Genomic DNA, 18281 nt, shown 5'->3' with positions numbered 1-18281 from the left:
TTCAGGACTCCTTGGGGATGGGAGGGGCCTCGAGCCCGTTCCAGATGTGCATGACCGCGTAGGACCGCCAGGGGCGCCAGGGCTCGGCGATCGCCCGCAACTTCGAGGGGGATGTTTCGCCCAGGCCCCGGAGGAGGCCGAGGTCGCCGTGGGGGAAGGCGTCGGGCCAGCCAAGGGACCGCATGGCGATCGCCTGGGCCGTCCATTCGCCGATCCCGGAGATGCTCATGAGCCGATCGTTCGTCGCCTCGGGATCGGCGCCGGGTTCGAGGCGGATCTGGCCGTCGGCGACGGCCCCGGCCAATGCCTTGATGGTCCGGGCACGGTCTTGGGTCATCCCGAGTCGGGCGAGGTCCTCCATCTCGACCTCGGCGATCCGCTCGGGGGTCGGGGCCAGGCGCGTCAGCTCCGGGAATGGGGTCTCCATCGGCTCGCCGAACTCGGTCGCGAGGCGCCTGGCGACCGTCGTCGCCGAGAAGACGGAGATCCGTTGATTCAGGATCGCCCGCCAGGCGAAGTCGAAGCCGCTGAAGGCCCCCGGCACGCGCAGGCCGGGGCATCGGCCGACCGCGAGTCCGATCCTCTCGTCGCCGCCCAGGTGCATCGCGATCACGTCGGGCCTTGCGTTGAGGTCGAAGAGGTGGCGGACCCGGGCGAGCATTGGTGCCAACACCGGTGCGAGCGCGGGGGCGAATTCGACCAAGAGCGTGTTCGGGGCGCGGCCGGGCGTCACCCTCAGCCATCCCTTATGGGAACCATAGGCGACCGTCCGGGCATAGCTATCGTCAGAGACCCATTCCGCCCCGGTGATCGCGCGGCGGGAGAGGAATTGGAGCAGGGTTCCCCAGGCCAACGGAGGGCGGTAGGCCACCTGGAGCCGGAGCGGTTCCTCGTCGGGGGTTGCCTCGAGTGACTTTCGGAATCGGCTCGGAGGCATTCGGTAATGGTTCTGGAAGACGGCATTGAATCGACGGAGGCTGTCGAAACCGCTGGCGAACGCGACCCGGATGATCGGCAAGCGGGTCTCGGTCAGGAGCTGCTTGGCCAGCAGGAGGCGGTGCGTCTGGGCGAGCTGGACGGGGCTAACTCCCAGCTCCTGCTTCAAGACCCGGCGCAACTGCCGGGAGCTGAGCCCGAACTCATCCGCGAGGTCCTCCAGCGACCTGTCGCCGTTCAAGGCCCCTGCCTCGATCCTCGACGACGCGGCACGGGCTACGCGGCCCACGGCGTCGACCGACGCCCTCCCCGGCGCGAGCTCCGGCCGACATCGCAAACAGGGGCGGAACCCCTCCTGCTCGGCCGCCGCCGCCCCGGGGAAGAAACGGCAGCGCTCGCTCCGAGGAGTCCTTGCCGGGCAGACGGGACGGCAGTAGATCCCCGTCGTCGTCACGCCCACGAAGAAGATCCCGTCGAACCTCGCGTCGCGAGTCGACAGGGCCCGATAGCAGTTCTCGTGGTTCGGTTCCATGCCCGAATTGTAACGCCCAACGGCGTGCGATCTCGCCGTTTTCGGACATGGCAACGAAGCCGTTCGGAATCGGCTCCGAGGGCGACAATCGGCCTCCAACTCTTCAGACGACTGGTGAGGGTGGGGCCTCGAGCCAGCCTCCGGTGAACCCCGCGCGGCGGAGGCCGGCGACGATGGGAGGGGAGCGCTTCATCAGGTCCCAGATCAGGCCGTTGCGGTAGTTCTGGATCATCAGGGCCATGGGCCCCTGGTCGAGGCCGAAGCGGTAGGGGGAGACCCAGCCGCAGTCGGCGCCGTCGATGGGGAAGGTCCGGTTGAAGCTCGAGCGGAAGCCGTAGTCTTCGGTCATCCCGCAGTTGGTGTGCTCGAAGTATGCGATGGCCTTCCCCACGATCTCGGGTGCGAACGGGAGTGAGGCGACCACCGCCCAGGGGGCGATCGTGCCGTCGTCGGGGCCGTAGGGGGCGCCGCGGGCCTGGTAGTCGAAGAAGTGGCGCTCGACGCCCTTCAACTTCCTCGTGAGCCAGCCCGGGCCGTCGCAGGCGGTGATCCCCCAGCAGTTCCGGCCGTAGCCTTCGAACTGGAGCGGGTTGCTGATCGCGTAGGCCTGGTGGATATAGGTTGAGCGCCGACTGTTTTCGAAATAGTCGATCGCGTGATCGCGCATGAACGCGTCCTGGATCCCTCGGAAATCGATCCAGATGTGGGAGAGTTGATGCGTGAAAAGCGGGCCCGAGTAGAGGACCTCCTGGTCGTAGAGCTGCTTCCAGTGGTATGTCGAGGTATAGGCGGCGTAGCTCTCGTCGGGCAACGGGTGCGTCGGCGAGCCGAGGGCGAGGATCTCCAGCAGAAGCGACTCGTCGTAGCCGGTCCATCGATAGGGGAGGAACCCACTCTCGGGCTTCCAGCCGTGCGAGAGCGTCGGCCCTCCGTCGGCGGCCCAGGCCCAGTCGGCGCGTCGGTAGATCGCATCGGCCAAGGCGCGGATCTCGGCCTCGGCTTCGGTCTCGCGATCGAAGTAGGCGGCGGAGGTCAGCATCCCGGCCAGCAGGAAGGCCGAGTCGATCGTCGAGAGCTCGCACTGCCAGACGCGGCGGCCGGTCTGCATATCAAGGAAGTGGTAGTAGAACCCCTGATAGCCGGTCGCGTCGGGCTCGGGCCCCTGGGGGCTCTCGTGGAAGAACCGGAGCTTGATCAGCACGCGTCGCACCACCTCCTCGCGGGGGAGGAAGCCCCGCTCGACCACGAGCGGCGCCGTCGCCAAGGCCATCCCGACGGCGGCGATGCTCGAAGGAGATCCCGCCATCGATTTGTCCGCGATCAGTCCGTTCGCGTGGTTGGTCTGGCGCAGGTAGTACTCGAGGGAGACCCACTGGAGCGCGTCCCAGCGGTCGTCCGAGACGTCCGAAGGGTTCGAGCCAGACTGTGCCGCTCGCGACATGGATGGAGACCTCCGCGGCCATTCGGAACCATTCGGAGGTAGTTTACTCGAAACGACGACCCGGCCGAGAGTCGGTATGGGGGCACGGATCGTGACGGTTTCGCCGCCGCCCGCTGGTCGAAGTGTCCCGTATCTCGGGGTCCGGTAGGGGGATCGAGCCGATATCGGAGATGGCGTCGACTGGCCGGAGATCGTCGAGGAGATCGCGAGGGCTCGGATGCGCACGGTCAAGGCTCGGTGGCTCGTCGCCGCGGTGCTGGGCTTCGGGGTGATCTCGTCGTGGACGACCCCACTCAAAGCGGAGACGAATTATTATTTGATGATTTTCGGGTCGCAGTCGCGCCCGAAACAGCTGCGGTACACGCACACCTGGGCGACATTCATCAAGGCGGAAGGCGAGGGAGTCGACCCGTCGTCCCGGGCCCTCGAGTTCCAGACCATCAGTTGGCTCCCCGCGAGCCTCGACGTCCGCACGTGGAGCCCCTTCCCGGAGCAGGGGGTCAACCTCGACCTCTACGGGACGCTCGACGCCGTGCTCAAGGACGGCGAACACGTGACGATGTGGGGGCCCTTCATCGTGGCCCGACCAATCTACGAGCGTTCCCTCAAGGTCGCCCAGATCCTCGACAGCGGTGCCGCGAAGTATCGGGCGATCAGCACGCCGAGCAACCTGCTCGTCAGCGACTGCATCCACGCCGTGGCCGCCGTCGATCCGATCTTCGGCCGCGGCCACTATCCCCTGATCCGCGTCGGGAAGCCGGCCAGTCGCTACATCGCCCGAGAGGTCATGAGCCGCAGCATCTTCGACCAGAATCTCTACGACAACTCGTGGTTAGTCCCTCGCCTCGGCCTCGATCGTTATCCCGTCGAGGTGATTTCGCCGCAGAATATTCCGAAGCGTCGATGCTTCCTCTGTCGCTGTCCCGACTGAGCCTGGTCCCTCTCGCCGGTCTCGGCTCCTCCCGGTGAGGAGGGCTCGGGTCGATCGCGAGGCCGGGAAGCGAGAACGCTCCCCGCCGGGGAAGGGCCCCGGGAGGGAGCGAGTTGGGTGAGGGTCGTCGCCTGCTTCAGGAGGGGTGGTCGTCGAGGTGGGCCGAGGTCAGGCGCTCGCCGCGTTGGCCTGGGTGTCGAGGTGCTTCTTGCCGGCGCTCGAGATCAGGTAATGGTATGTACCTTTTTCCTTGTTCTTCGCTCCCCGCTTGATGAGCTTGCGTTCCTGGAGGGCTTCGATGGTCCGGAGCTCGGCCTTCTTCTCGCTGAGGTAGCCGGGGGCCTCGACGCCGCCGATCTTCTTGAGCATCTCGGTCTGGCTGGCCGAGAGCTTGATCGGCGCCGGGGCGGCCTTCTTGACCGCGGCCTTCTTGGTGGCCGCCGGCTTCGCGGCAGCCGGGGCCGGCGTGGGGGCGGCCGGCTTCGCGGGTGCGGCGGCCTTCGCCGGAGCGGTGGCCTTCGCGGGGGCGGCCGCCTTGGGGGCGGCGGCCTTGGGTGATGCCGCCTTCTTCGCCGTGCTCTTGACCTCGGGCTTCGGCTTGGAGGTCGACCCTTCCTGGGTTTTCTTCGAACCCGCAGCTTTTTTCACGGCCATGTTTCGGACCCTCTTCCAAAAAGGAAACCTCGACGATCGGCACGCGAAAGCCGATCTTGCGGAGTATCATTGGTCAATATATCAGACCAAGGGGTGCGGGAAAGAGACATCTTCGCGCGATTTCGTGCAAACGCACGCGAGGTGCCCGCACCTTCGTCACGAGGGGCCGGCGAAAGGTCAAAATTCGCGTGGAGTTTCTTCGGGAGAACATGAAAACATTTTGTCGAGACGAGGGTTTCGTCCCGCGAGCCCCGGGAGCCTTCCGTGGTGCTGACCGGGGCGATTGGGGTGGATTTGCGGGGATTTCCGCGGCTTTTCGCAGCGCCAGCCGACTCGCACGAGGACCTTCGGGGCCTGAGTTCGGCGCGTGACGCACCAGCCCTTCGTGCGAGGTCACGCCCCGTCGCGGGGTTCGAGGGCGGAGGCGGAGGGGAATGACGGCGGGCGCCGGACGCCGTTGCTCGAGGGTGTCGGGGGCGATACACTCGGACCCGCGAGGCCCGGCTCGGGGCATCCCGATCATCGTCGGCGAAGCCCAGGCCCAAGGATCCTATCGATGAACATCAAGGCAATTCGTGCACTCCGGCGCAAGCTCTTCTCCGACGAGCCCGCGTATGGGCTCTGGGTGACGCTCGAGTCGCCGAGCGTCGCGGAGGCCGCCGTGGCGCTCGGGCTCGACTGGATCGTGGTCGACGCCGAGCACGGGCACCTCGACTGGCGCGACATCGTCGGCCACATCCGGGCGACCGTCCGGAGCCGGACGGTCGTGCTCGTCCGCCTGGCCGAGACCAACGGGGCGCTGATCAAGCGGGCCCTCGACGTCGGCGCCGACGGCGTGGTGCTCCCCTGGATCGAGTCGGCCGACCAGTTGCGCCGGGCCGTGGCGCACGCGAGGTATCCGACCGCGGGGACCCGAGGCATCGGCGCCGAGCGCGCGACGGCCTGGGGACGAGGCCTGGTGCAACACACGCTCGAGGCCGACGACCACGTCCTCGTCGTCCCGATCATCGAGACCGTCGAGGCCGGGCGAAACATCGAGGCGATCTGCGAGGTGCCCGGCGTCGAGATCCTCCAGATCGGGCCGGCCGACTACTCCGCGAGTGCCGGCTTTCCCGGCCATTGGGAAGGGCCCGGCGTGGCCGAGTCGTTGCTCGCGATCAAGGACACGATCCGACGGCACGGCAAGTCCTGCGGCGTCGTCGCGACCAGCCCCGACGACCTGGCCCTGAGGCGCGACCAGGGGTTCCGCCTGCTCGGCCTCGGCATGGACATGGGCCTCCTGATCCGCGGCCTTGCCGACTCGCTCACGCGCGTCGGCAAGGCCGCGGCGATCGGCCCAGACCTCGCGCCTCCGCCCCCCGAACCCGGGCCTCACGACCGGGTCGAGGCGATCCGGCGCGTCGGGGATTCGGCCCCCGAATCGCCCTGGCCGGGCGTCGAGATCCGTCCGCTCGTCGGTGCGGACAATCGGGCGCGCGACCTCTTCACGGGGCTCGTCACGATCGCGCCGGGAGGCGAGTGGCCCTATCGCACGCGCCCTTGCGGCGAGGCCGTCACGGTGCTGTCGGGCGAGGCCTTCGTCGACGTCGAAGGTCGGCGCTATCGACTCCGTGCGCTCGATAATCTCTTCATCCCGAGGGGCCTATCTCGTCGCGTCGTCAATTCGTCGGACCGTGATCCGATCACGCTCCACGTCGCCCTGAACGACGAGGTTCCGGTGGAGCGCGCCTCGCTCGGGATCTTCCCGGCATCGGTCATGCCTGATGAGTCGAAAGGGGTCGATGGCGCCGAGCGCGTCCGTCGCAATGCGCGGGAGGACCAGTTCGAGCTGAACTCGGGGGCGCTCTTCCAGGACTACTTCAACGCGACGCTCGGGGCGCGGGGGATCTGCGGCGGCTACGGCCGGTTCCAGCCCGGGTCGCGGCTCCCTTGCCATCGCCACGACTTCGACGAGTCGATCACGATCATCGAGGGGACCGCCACCTGCGTCGTCGAGGGGAGGCGTCACGAGCTTTCGGGCAACGACACGGCGCTGGTGCCTCGGGGCCGCTGCCACTATTTCATCAACGAATCCAATGGGCCGATGGCGATGATCTGGGTTTATGCGGGGGACATGCCCGACCGGATCGTCATGGACGAATCGCGTTGTCAAGCGACCCCGGGGAGCACGAACCCATGAGCGCCGACGTCACTCCGAGGCGGTTTCGCGTCGCGTTGACCGCCGACTTCTACGGCCCCGACGGGACCCCTCGCTACAAGGACCTCGGCCTCGGCGCCTTCGAGGGGGACCCTCGCATCGAGACGTCCGCCTTCGCCGAGCATCGTCCGGAGATCGCGCCGGAGCAACTCGCGGATGTGCGGGGGGTCATCGTCCTGACCCCGGCCGTGACCGCGAGGACGGTGTCCGACGCAACGAGCCTGCTGGCGGTCGGCCGGTTCGGCGTCGGCTATGACGCGGTGGATGTCGCCGCGTGTACCGAGGCCGACGTCGTGGCCTTCATCACGGCGGGCGCGGTGGACCACTCCGTCGCCGAGGCGACGGTCGCCTGGATGCTCGCCCTGACACACCAGGTGCGCGCGAAGGACCGGCTCGTCCGGGAAGGACGCTGGAACGACCGTTCGCAGCTCATGGGGACCGAGCTTCGAGACCGCACCCTCGGCGTGGTCGGGCTCGGGGGGATCGGCCGCAAGCTCGTCACGCACCTCGACGGCTTCGGCATGAAACCCCCATTGGCGTTCGACCCGTACGTCGACGCGAAGGTCGCCCGAGAGACGGGCGTCCGCCTCGTCCCCCTCGACGAGCTGCTGGGCGCGTCCGACTTCGTCTCGATCAACTGCCCGCTGACCGACCGGACGCGGAACCTGATCGGTTCGCGCGAGCTCGCGTTGATGAAACCAGGCGCCTATCTGATCAATACCGCGAGGGGCGGGATCGTCGACGAGGATGCGCTCTTCGAAGCCTTGAGCGAACGCCGGATCGCGGGCGCGGCGATCGACGTGTTCGCCGAGGAGCCGGTCGTCCAGCCTCATCGGTTCGGCACCCTGGACAACGTCCTCCTCGCCCCCCACTGCATCGCCTGGACCGAGGAGCTCTTCCGCGACATCGGCCACGCGGCCTGTCAGGGGATGCTCGACCTCGCGCAAGGCCGCCGCCCTCGAGGCGTCCTCAACCCCGAGGTCTTCGACCGGCCCGGCTTCCGCGCCAAGTGGGAGCGGCTCTGCCTGGAGAAGTTCCAGGATTATTGAAGACGCCCGGGCCGGCCGGGGCTCGAGAACGCAGGCGTCCGTCAACCATTCACGACTTCGTGCGCGATGCGATTCTGCTCCTCGATGACGCGTGGGAGGTCTAGGGTCGTGATCCTCCCCCGATCGACGATGACTCGCCCGTTGATCACCGTGTAGTCGGCCCGGGCGGGGGCGCAGAAGACCGTGGCGGCGACGGGATCGTGGAGGGCGCCGGCGTACTCGATGCGGTCGAGCTTGATCGCGAAGAAGTCGGCGCACTTGCCGGGTTCGAGCGACCCGATGTCGTCGCGGCCGAGGACGGCGGCCCCTCCTCGCGTGGCCATCTCGAGGACGTCGCGGGCCGTCATCCAGTAGGGCTTCTCGGCGGGAGGGCCGCCGGGGTTCTGGCTCAGCAGCGTCCTGGCCAGCAGCATGGCCATGCGTGCCTCGGCGAGCATATGCGAGCTGTCGTTGCTGGCCGACCCGTCCACGCCGAGGCCCGTCCGCACGCCGGCCTTGCGGTACTTCCAGACCGGGGCGATGCCCGAGGCGAGGCGCATGTTCGAGGACGGGCAATGGGCCACGCCGCAGCCGGTCCGGGCGAAGGCGCCGATCTCGTCGTCGTCGATGTGGACGGCGTGGGCGAACCAGACGTCGTCGCCGACCCAGCCGAGCTTCTCCATCAACCCGACCGGCCTCACCCCGAAGTTCTTGCTGGTGTAGCGCTCCTCGTCGAGCGACTCGGCCAGGTGCGTGTGCAGGTGGACCTTGTACGCACGGGCCAACTTGGCCGACTCCTTCATGAGGTCGGGCGTCACCGAGAATGGCGAGCAAGGGGCCAGGACGATCCGGGTCATCGCGCCCGGCTTGGGGTCGTGATAGGTCTCGATCACGCGTCGGCAATCCTTGAGGATCGCGCCTTCGTCCTCGACGCAGCTATCGGGCGGCAGCCCCCCCTTGGACTTGCCCAGCGACATGCTCCCGCGCGACACGTGGAATCGCACGCCCATCTCCCGGGCCACCGGGATCTGGTCGTCGACCCGGCAGCCGTTCGGGAAGACATACGAGTGGTCGAAGACTGTTGTGCAGCCGGTGAGCACCAGCTCGGCCAGGCCCGTCTGGGTCGCCACCCTCAAGGCTTGGGGGGTCAACCTGGCCCACATCGTGTAGAGGGTCGTGAGCCAGTTGAAGACGTTGCCGTCCTCGGCGGCGGGCACGACGCGGTAGAGCGTCTGGTAGAGGTGATGGTGCGTATTAACGAGCCCGGGCAGGACGACATGTCCGGCCAGATCGAGGACCTCGTCGGCCTCCTTGGGGAGCCCCGAGGTCGGACCGACGCGCTCGATCTTGCCGCCGCGGAGGAAGAGGCCGCCGTCTCGGATCTCGCGCCGCTGCTCGTCCATCGTGGCGAGGACCGTCGCGTTCTTGACGAGCATCGTACGCGGCCCGGTGGCCTGGGCGCGGGCCTCTTGCGCCGCCTCTCCCGTGGCCGCGCCGGCCGTCGCGAGGGCGAGCGCGCCGGCCGCGAGCGAACCGCCCGTGTCCAGGAATCGTCGACGGGTCACTTCCATCGAGCGGAGCTCATCCGAGCGGCCTTCGTCGGACGCGTCCACGGGGTCGTTCATCGGCTCTCTCCTCGAATTAGACTGGGGCAAGGGCACACCCGCGATCGCCGCCTGGACGGCGGTTCGTATTGATAATTTTATGCGATGTGAGTGGGGATTCAACTCAGAATAACATGATCGCGCGGAGGGTGAGGGCGAAGGCGTCCGGGATGCCGGGATGTCGCGCCGGGTTCGGGATGTAGGTCAGGTTCGGCTGGAAGAACGTGGTACCGAACATCTTCATTTGATAGTACCACGTCAGGATCATCTCGTCCTTCCCGAGTGCCGAGGAGCGGAGGCTGGATTTCTCGGGCAAGGTGAAGAAGGCCGAGCCCGCCTTGGGGTCGCTGTCCATGATGCCGTAGGCGAGGCCGAAGCCGAGCGAGTCGTCGCTACGACCCGGGATCGGGCCGAAATAGGTCAGGCCTGTGCCGAAATATCGATGCGTGAAGACGATGTCCGAGTTGGTCGCACCGAACTGGAAGAACGCGGTCAGGCCGTCGTGGGTCCGACCGGGGTTCTCCCAGTAGAGTCGTTGCGAGGCGAAGAAGTACACTCCGTTGGCCCCGTCGACGGTCGAGCCGTCGAAGGCCTTCAGCTTCCCGGTCTGCCACCAGCCTCCTACCCCGAACTTGCCAGGCTTTTTGTCTTGGCCGATCGTCCAGTTGAGGCCGGCTTCGGCGAGATGGAGCCAGTAGCCGTTGAAATGCGGCCCTTCCAGGCCGAGCTGTCGGCCTCGCGCGAGGTTGCCGTCGAAGAAGCCGTACTGTGCGTAGAACTTCTCGCTCGGCTCGTACGATGCGACGAGCCCGGTCGCCGAGTTGTAATAGCCGGGCATCACGCCGAGCATCGTCGGATTGACGAAGATCGGCGTGTAAAGGACGCTCGAGATCGACGGGATGGCCGCCGTCCGGTCCTGCATCGGGACGGCCCGGAGGACGTTGTTGAAGTCATACGTCGGCACCGACTTGCCGATCCGGAAGATGAACTTCTTGTCGAAGAATTCCTGGCGAAACCAGAGCTGATACAACTCCGACCGACTGAACGGCGGGACGGTGACCAGCGAGTTGAACCCCATCACGCTGCCGGCGAGCGCATTGGGATCGTTCTTCCCTTGCTCGAGGCCCGCGACCTCGTAGCCGGGCGAGCCCGAGGTGAAATAGAGGAACTGGGCACCGATCGTCCCGCCTTCCCAGCCGGCGAATTCCTTGGTGTCTACCGAGACGTCGGCGATTGTGAGGCTGTTGCCGCCCCACTTCCCGGGCCCGAGGCCGCCGGAGAGGATCCCGTTGGAGTCGGTGATGTTGAGGCCACCGACGCGGAGGCCATTGCGGTTGACGCCGAGGACCTCGCCGAGCTTGCCGGTCCCCGTGATGATGTTCACGGCCGCCGGGTTGCCGCTGATCGCCCTCCCGGCCATCGTACCCGTTGGTTCGCGACCTCCTCCACCACGCCCTGGTTCTCCCCCGGTGTTGGAATTCGGGGCGAGGGGGCCGTCGTCAGGCCTCCCGGTCGATCGAGCGTCCGCCGCATTGCCCGGGGGGGCTCGACCGGGGTCGAGCGTGCTCACGGGGATGTCGAGGTAGGCCTGCTGGGCGACCTCGGGGTCGACCTGGGGCACGCTCCAATCCCCTGATCGATCGGCGATCGAGGCCCGGGTCACGGGCACGCGACCCAATCCCTCGTCGTCCGCTCGGTGCGGAGCAGCACCCGCCTCAAGGTTGTCTTCGGCGACGAGGGGCGGCGCGAGGGATTTGGCCGTCGTCCCGAGCGTCGAACAACCCGAGACGAAGATCAGAAGCGCCCCCCAGGGTAGGATTCTCGGTCCCGGCAGCACCCCTGCTCCTGGTCTGATGATAATCAGGTTTGTAAGGGATCATCGGCCCTCGCTGAACACATCATGAGACAAAGCTCGTCCGCCTCGGAAACCGTCCTTGCGGCGAACCGGTCGTCGTCCGGTAGAATCGACAAAGGCTCGCCGGAGGCTCGCCCCTCCCTTCGGCGGATCGATTGCCTTCGAGTTCATTCAAAGGAGCGGTCATTGCGTCAATCGCGTGTCTATCGGGCCGTCTCCGGCATCCTGGGAAGCGCGGCGGGGTTCGGCGCGGGGGTGCTCATGGTCGGAGGGGCTGTCGGCCTGTCGGACGGGAGTGGGCCGCCGCTGCTCTTCCTGTGTGGCCTCGCCCTCGCGGTCGTCGCCTTTGCGGTGAGCCTGCGCCGACGCTCCTGGACTGGGGCGGATCCGAGTGCCGACGAGCCGGCCTCGGGCGAGGATGCCACCGGTCGATTCCGCTTCAGCTTGAAGAAGATGATGGCCCTCGTGCTCGCCGTGGGCGTCGGCTTCGGGCTCGTCATGCGCGAGATCGACCGGCGTCGGCGCGAGACACGGACGTGGATCGAGATCGGCCAGCAACGCGAGGCCACCTTCCTGGTCCTCAACTCACCCGACCCGGTCGTCCGGCAACACATCCCCGCCCTCCCGTTGGAATGGGGAGGTGGGAACTTCGCCTCGGGCCTGGACTGGGTCGACTCGAAGAAGGCCTGGCTCACCGACCAGGGCCGTCGTCGCGACGTCATCAACCTCCGCGTCACCGGAGGCATGACCGACGACCCCGGTCTCAGGCCAATCCGGATCGAAGACCGCGGCGGCGAGCTCAACGACCACTTTGTTGGCCGATTGACCGAGCTGTATCGGTCCCGGAAATGGAAGTATCGGGTCGTTACTGAAAGAGCAGACTCCGGGGAGGGTGTTCACCACGAAGGCACGAAGACGCAAAGAAATTAAAAATAAAGACATCTATTGATTTTTAAATTTGCCTCTTTGTGTCTTCGTGCCTTCGTGGTGAATACTTCCCCAGTCCCTCTGCACTGTTCCGCTAGCGAAATTTTTAATAAAATGTTGAACGTGATGGCTGTCGCGTGAAGTCGGGGATGCCGGGAGGCTCTTGGGATGAGGACCGCGCTGGTTTTCGCGGCCGTGTGGGGCCTTGGCGTGGGGTCGTCGACGATGATGTCGACGGCGTTCGCGGGGCCGGTGTCGCCCGGCGACGCGGAGTTCTTCGAGCGGAAGGTCCGACCGGTGCTGGTCGAGAACTGCGTCTCGTGCCACGGGCCGAAGATGCAGAAGGCCGGGCTGAGGCTCGACACCTCGAAGGGCCTGCTCAAAGGGTCGGACAGCGGCCCGGTGGTCACGCCCGGCAACCCGGACGACAGCCCCCTGATCGAGGCGGTCCGACACATCGGCTCGGTCAAGATGCCGCCGAGGAAGCCGCTGGCCCCCTCGGCGGTCGACGACCTCTCGACCTGGGTCAAGATGGGGATCCCCTGGCCCGACTCGGGCGTGGCGGCCCCTTCGGAGAAGAACCAAGGGGACTGGGAGCGTCACTGGTCGTTCCAACCCGTCGCGAATCCCCCGGCCCCGGCGGTCGTGGATAAGGACTGGTCCCGGACGTCGATCGACCCGTTCGTGCTCGCGAAGCTCGAGGCCAAAGGGCTGTCTCCGTCGCCCGCCGCCGACCGCAGGACCCTGATCCGTCGCGCGACGTTCGACCTCACCGGGTTGCCGCCGAGTCCGCAGGAGGTCGATGACTTCGAGGATGACACCGCGCCGACGCACGACGCCTTCGCCCGGGTCGTCGACCGGCTCCTCGCCTCGCCCCACTATGGCGAGCGCTGGGGACGCTACTGGCTCGACGTGGCGCGGTTCGCCGACACGAAGGGATATGTCTTCTTCGAGGACGCCAACTTCGCATGGCCCTGGACCTACCGCGACTATGTCATCCGGGCGTTCAACTCCGACCTGCCTTATGACCGGTTCGTCCTCGAACAGGTTGCTGCCGACCGTTTGCCGACCGGCGATGACCGGCACCCCCTCGCGGCGCTCGGGTTCCTCTCGCTGGGGGGGCGATTCATCAACAACACCCACGACATCATCGACGACCGAATCGACGTCGTGACGCGTGGGCTCCTCGGCCTGACGGTCTCGTGCGCCCGGTGTCACGACCACAAGTTCGACCCGATCCCGACGAAGGATTACTACGCGCTGTATGGCGTCTTCGCCAGCTCCTACGAGCCGATCGTCCCCCCCTTGATCGATGACCCGCCGAAGACGAAGGCCTATGAAGAGTTCGACCGCGAGCTCCGCAAGCGAGAGCAGGCACTCGCCGAGTTCGTCCAGGCGAAGCATGGTGAGCTCGTTCGTTCGGCCCGGACCCGCGCCGGGGAGTACATGCTCGCGGCCAACGCGAGACGGGACCAGCCGAACACCGAGGAGTTCATGCTCCTCGCCGACGGCGGAGACCTGAATCCTGCGATGCTTCATCGCTGGGAGGTCTACCTCGAGCGGACGCGCAAGCCCCATCATCGGGTCTTCGCCCCTTGGCACGCCCTTGCCGAGTTGCCCGAGGCCGACTTCGAGGCCAGGGCGTCGGTCGTCTGCGCCCAGCTCCTGGCCGAAGGGCCGACGGGGATCAACGCCGTCATCGCCCGGGCGCTCGCGAACGAGCCCCCGAAGTCGCTGGCCGACGTGGCGCGGATCTACACGCGAGAGCTGAACGGGGCCCATGCGCTCGGCCAGGACTCGGCGGCCCGGTCGGCCCTGAATGGCGAGGAGCCCCCTCCCCTGCCCGTCCCCGCGCTCGAAGAGCTGCGTCAGGTCTTCCAAGGGCCCGACAGCCCGCCGAACGTGCAGACGTCCCCGACCGGCGACCTCTCATTGCTGCCCGACCGTCCCTCGCAGGCGGAGCTCCAGGCCCGGGTCAAGGCCGTCGAGACCTGGCGGATCACCGGCCCGGCCGCCCCTCCTCGGGCGATGGTGCTCCTCGACGCCCCCTCGCCCGTCGAGCCCCGGGTCTTCGTCCGAGGCAACCCAAGCAACCTCGGCGACGCGACACCTCGCAGGTTCCTCGGGGCCTTATCGGGCGAGTCCCGCCAGCCCTTCAAGGACGGCAGCGGACGCCTCGACCTGGCCAGGGCCATCGTCGACCGGAAGAACCCGCTGACCGCACGGGTCCTCGTCAACCGGGTCTGGATGTACCACGTCGGGACCCCCTTGGTCGGCACCCCCGGCGACTTCGGCCTGCGGAGCGACCTGCCGACCCACCCCGAGCTCCTCGACCACCTCGCCTCGACGTTCATGGACGGCGGCTGGTCGATCAAGTCGCTGCATCGCCGGATCATGCTCTCGAGTACCTATCAACAAACGAGCGACGATCGCCCCGAGGCGAGCCGGGTCGACCCCGAGAACTCGTTGCTCTGGAAGATGAACCGCCGCCGCCTCGACTTCGAAGCCCTGCGCGACGCCATCCTCGCCGTCTCCGGGCGGCTCGACCCGCACGTCGGGGGACCCTCGGTCCAGGGCGTCACGACCGCGGCGTCCCCCCGGCGGACCCTGTACGGCTTCATCGACCGCCTGAACCTGCCCGGACTGTACCGGACGTTCGACTTCCCCGACCCCAACGCGACGAGCCCAAAACGCGACCAGACGACCGTCGCGCCCCAGGCCCTCTACCTGATGAACCACCCGTTCCTCATCGAGTCGGCCCGCGCCGTCGCCGGGCTCTCGGAGTTCGCCGCGGAGCCCTCCTTAACGAACCGCATCCGCCTCGTGTACCATCGACTCTTCGGGCGAGCCCCGACCTGCGCCGAGGAGGCGCTCGGCCAGGAGTTCCTCGGGCCGCCCGACGCGGCGAATCTGCCCTGGGAGCCGTACGTCCAGTCGTTGCTCTTGACAAATGAGTTTTCCAGCATCGATTGAAGTTGCGGGGCCGCGTCCTCGAAGGATTCAATGACCCTCCTTCGGGGTATGTAGAGAGGTGAAATTTTAGATTGCGCCCGAGGCTTACATGTGGCCATTTGGAGCAAGTAGTTTGGTTGGTTTCTTAGCCACGGATTGAACACGGATAATGGCAAATTGGGAACTTTTTGATTTCCATGAAAGATGATTTTCTTTGATTTTATCTGTGGAAATCTGTGCCATCTGTTGAAAATTCGTCTTCTCTGATCCGTGTTCCATCCGTGTTCCATCCGTGTTTCATCCGTGGCTAAGTAAACAACAACTTGACCTCGGGGCAAAATGCGGCGGATGACAGCCCGATGTCGGGCTGCTGAATAGATTCGAGGGGGGCTCGACCGTGTCCGGAAATCAACCCAACCCCGAGGACCTTTCGATCTCGCGTCGCGACCTGCTCCGGCGCGGGGGGATGGGCTTCGGGATGATCGGCCTGGCCGGAGTCCTGGGTGTCGAGGGGGGCACGACCCCTTCGGCACGCGCGGCCTCGACCGACCTCCGGCCGCTGGCTCCCAAGAGGCCCCAGTTCCCGGCGAAGGCAAAACGGGTCGTCCACTTGTTTATGAATGGTGGGCCGTCGCACGTCGATACGTTCGACCCCAAGCCGCTGCTCGACCGATACCACGGCAAGCCGCTCCCGAGCCCCAACCTCCGCACCGAGCGCAAGACGGGCGCGGCGATGCGGTCTCCGTTCGCGTTCAGGAAGTATGGGGAGAGCGGGATCGAGGTCAGCGACCTCTTCGCGAGGACGGCCGGGCACATCGACGACATCTGCGTGATCCGGTCGATGCACGCCGACGTCCCCAACCATGAGCCTTCGCTGATGCTCATGAACTGTGGCGACGGGAGGCAGACCCGGCCGAGCATGGGGTCGTGGGTCACGTATGGCCTGGGCTCGGAGAACCAGGACCTGCCGGGTTTCATCGCGATGTGCCCGGGAGGATACCCGATCGTCGCCACCCAGAACTGGCGCTCGGCTTTCTTGCCCGGGGCGTACCAGGGGACGTACATCGACAGCCAGCACACCGACATCCGGAAGCTGATCGAGAACATCCGCAACGAGTCCTCCACCCCCGCGCAACAGCGCAAGCAGCTCGACCTGGTGCGTCGATTGAACGAGATGCACCTGGAGCAGCATCAGCGCGACGCCCGGCTCGAGGCCCGGATCCAGTCATTCGAGCTCGCTTATCGGATGCAGGCCGAAGCTTCCGACGCCTTCGACAGCGAGAAGGAGCCCGCGGCGATCCGCGAGATGTACGGCCCCGGCACGCCCGCCCGGCAACTGCTGATTGCGCGCCGGCTCCTCGAGCGCGGCGTGCGCTTCGTCCAGCTCTGGAGCGGCGCGGGCCAACCCTGGGACAACCACGCCGGGCTCGAGGCCGACCACCGCAAGCTCGCCGGGGAATGGGACCGGCCGATCGCGGCGTTCCTCCAGGATCTGAAGCAGCGCGGGATGCTCGACAGCACGCTCGTGATCTGGGGCGGCGAGTTCGGCCGGACCCCCGTGGCCGAGCTCCCCACGCTCAACGGCCGCGACCACAACCACTACGGCTTCAGCATGTGGATGGCCGGCGGCGGCGTCAAAGGGGGCTACGTCCACGGCGCCACCGACGACTGCGGCTTCGCCGCGGTCCAGGACAAGGTCCACGTCCACGACCTCCACGCGACGATCCTCCGCCTCCTCGGCTTCGACCACGAGAAGCTCACCTACCGCTACGCCGGCCGCGACTTCCGCCTGACCGACGTCCACGGCCAGGTCGTCGAAGAGATGCTCGCCTGACGTGACTGCGACGGGTTCGACCGGCACCCCATTCATTCGTCGAGCCCGTCGCCACCCCGATTCTTTCCTCCTCGTTCGGACATCAACGACACCTTCGCCCTCGCGAGACTTCCGCTCTGTCCCAGGGCTTCCCCAGAGCACCAGCCTGGGATAGGATCGAACGAGAGGGCCCAGGACAGATGTCGATGGGGCTGTCCGTGCGAGAGCAGGAGCTCCCCGTGTCTCGAACGATGATTTGCAAATGCGGCCATTGCTTCGGCGTCTCGGAAGGTGACTGGGGACGTCGCGTCTCGTGCCCGAACTGCGGGTATGAATCGACCCTGCCCGAGTCCGCGCCGAGTCCGGGGCCGGGGCCGCTGGTCCTGCCGTCCGGTACTGCGGAGCCGGCGAGCCTCAGTGTGATCGCGGTCTTGAGCACCTTGCTCGGCGTCCTGGTCGTCTTCACCTGTTTCAGCGGCATCCCGGCCATCATCCTCGGCCGTCGGGCGCTGCGCGAGATCCGTTCCAGCGACGGGCTCCTGCGCGGCCGTTGGTTGGCGATCATCGGGATCGCGCTGGGATGTCTCAGTTGCCTCCTTCCCATAGGGATCATCCTGAGCGTGCCCTTCTTGGGGCCGGGTGAGGCAACCCGGCGAGTGCTGTGCGGTAACAATCTCAAGCAAATCGCCCTCGCCATGCACCAGTACGAGGAGAACCATGGCACGTTGCCGCCTGCGGCGATCATCGACGGGGCGGGCCGGCCCCTCCTGAGCTGGCGGGTCGCGATCCTTCCCTACTTGGAATTGGGATCTCTTTACTCGAAGTTCGATCTCGACGAGCCCTGGGACAGCCCTCACAATCGCTCTCTTATCGACCTGATGCCGAATGTTTATCGGTGTCCGAGCGATTCGGAATGGACATCGGGGATGGCCAATTACCAGGTGGTGGTCGGTCCCCGGACGGCCTTTCCTCCTGATTTTAAAGGCATGACGATTCCGGATTTCACCGATGGAACGAATGGGACGATCCTCGTCAGCGAAACGCTCCACGGTGTCCCCTGGACCAAGCCCGACGACTTGTCTTTCGTCACAATGCTTCCATCGGGCGGGCTCGGTAGTGATCACGGGAGTCGCGATCACGGCGGGTTTCAGGCTGCGTTTGTTGACGGCTCGGTTCGATTCCTCAAGTCGTCGATTCCCTCCGAGGTTCTCCGCTCGCTCCTCACCCGCAACGGAGGCGAGAGGATCGCACCCGATCGTTATTGATCGGTGAGGCTTCTTCTCCGGCAAGGATTGAGGGTTTCCCTAGCGCCAGCCAGATTGGTGCGCTTTCTTGGGCAGAAGAAATTGGGGGGCGGGGTCGGAGCGCCGCGACGCCCCGGACCGCGGGTCGTCGACGAATCTGGGGCGTC

Annotated in this window: 12 protein-coding genes; 7 read left to right on the top strand and 5 right to left on the bottom strand. The window is 66.5% G+C overall.

All coding sequences use genetic code 11. The annotated features are described in order from the left end of the window. Nucleotide 1: 1 nt before the first annotated feature. Together ACYOEI_RS31735 and ACYOEI_RS31730 are read right to left on the bottom strand one after the other, a co-directional pair. Entirely contained in the window at nucleotides 2-1468 is a 1467-nt protein-coding gene (locus ACYOEI_RS31735; RefSeq protein WP_462853855.1) for an AlkA N-terminal domain-containing protein, read from the bottom strand. 103 nt (nucleotides 1469-1571) lie between these two features. Then, complete coding sequence (locus tag ACYOEI_RS31730) at nucleotides 1572-2909, bottom strand: glucoamylase family protein (protein ID WP_462853853.1); 1338 nt, start codon at nucleotides 2907-2909, stop codon at nucleotides 1572-1574. Between the two features lie 217 nt (nucleotides 2910-3126). Here ACYOEI_RS31730 and ACYOEI_RS31725 point away from each other — a divergent pair, with 217 nt between their 5' ends. Beyond that, nucleotides 3127-3840: a hypothetical protein gene (locus ACYOEI_RS31725; RefSeq protein ID WP_462853851.1), complete on the top strand. Its 714-nt coding sequence runs from the start codon at nucleotides 3127-3129 to the stop codon at nucleotides 3838-3840. Between the two features lie 168 nt (nucleotides 3841-4008). Here the strand turns inward: ACYOEI_RS31725 and ACYOEI_RS31720 are convergent, their stop codons facing one another. Then, on the bottom strand, nucleotides 4009-4494 hold the full coding sequence (locus tag ACYOEI_RS31720) for a hypothetical protein (protein ID WP_462853850.1): 486 nt from the start codon (nucleotides 4492-4494) through the stop codon (nucleotides 4009-4011). Nucleotides 4495-5050: 556 nt separating this feature from the next. Between ACYOEI_RS31720 and ACYOEI_RS31715 the strand changes: the two genes are divergently transcribed. Continuing rightward, nucleotides 5051-6673: an aldolase/citrate lyase family protein gene (locus ACYOEI_RS31715; RefSeq protein WP_462853849.1), complete on the top strand. Its 1623-nt coding sequence runs from the start codon at nucleotides 5051-5053 to the stop codon at nucleotides 6671-6673. After that, nucleotides 6670-7740, top strand: coding sequence for an NAD(P)-dependent oxidoreductase (locus ACYOEI_RS31710; RefSeq protein WP_462853848.1), 1071 nt, complete (start codon nucleotides 6670-6672; stop codon nucleotides 7738-7740). The genes ACYOEI_RS31715 and ACYOEI_RS31710 overlap by 4 nt, the downstream gene beginning before the upstream one ends. Before the next feature lie 41 nt (nucleotides 7741-7781). Here the strand turns inward: ACYOEI_RS31710 and ACYOEI_RS31705 are convergent, their stop codons facing one another. Together ACYOEI_RS31705 and ACYOEI_RS31700 are read right to left on the bottom strand one after the other, a co-directional pair. Next, the gene (locus tag ACYOEI_RS31705) at nucleotides 7782-9155 is read right to left on the bottom strand and encodes an 8-oxoguanine deaminase (RefSeq protein ID WP_462853985.1); all 1374 of its coding nucleotides are present in this window, start codon (nucleotides 9153-9155) and stop codon (nucleotides 7782-7784) included. A gap of 292 nt (nucleotides 9156-9447) precedes the next feature. Next, nucleotides 9448-11160 carry a carbohydrate porin gene (locus ACYOEI_RS31700; RefSeq protein WP_462853847.1) on the bottom strand — a complete coding sequence of 571 codons (1713 nt, stop codon included), beginning with the start codon at nucleotides 11158-11160 and terminating at the stop codon, nucleotides 9448-9450. Nucleotides 11161-11364: 204 nt separating this feature from the next. Here ACYOEI_RS31700 and ACYOEI_RS31695 point away from each other — a divergent pair, with 204 nt between their 5' ends. From ACYOEI_RS31695 to ACYOEI_RS31680, 4 genes are all read left to right on the top strand, one after another. After that, nucleotides 11365-12108, top strand: coding sequence for a hypothetical protein (locus tag ACYOEI_RS31695; RefSeq protein ID WP_462853846.1), 744 nt, complete (start codon nucleotides 11365-11367; stop codon nucleotides 12106-12108). 165 nt (nucleotides 12109-12273) lie between these two features. Beyond that, on the top strand, nucleotides 12274-15078 hold the full coding sequence (locus tag ACYOEI_RS31690; RefSeq protein ID WP_462853844.1) for a PSD1 and planctomycete cytochrome C domain-containing protein: 2805 nt from the start codon (nucleotides 12274-12276) through the stop codon (nucleotides 15076-15078). Between the two features lie 457 nt (nucleotides 15079-15535). Beyond that, a complete protein-coding gene (locus ACYOEI_RS31685; RefSeq protein WP_462853983.1) occupies nucleotides 15536-16891 on the top strand; it encodes a DUF1501 domain-containing protein in 1356 nt (451 codons plus the stop codon). Between the two features lie 218 nt (nucleotides 16892-17109). Next, nucleotides 17110-18135 carry a DUF1559 family PulG-like putative transporter gene (locus ACYOEI_RS31680; RefSeq protein ID WP_462853843.1) on the top strand — a complete coding sequence of 342 codons (1026 nt, stop codon included), beginning with the start codon at nucleotides 17110-17112 and terminating at the stop codon, nucleotides 18133-18135. The last annotated feature ends 146 nt before the right edge of the window (nucleotides 18136-18281 follow it).

This window comes from Singulisphaera rosea, assembly GCF_054877945.1.
Note: the sequence above shows the minus strand (reverse complement) of the source record. Positions and strands in the feature narration are given on the sequence as shown.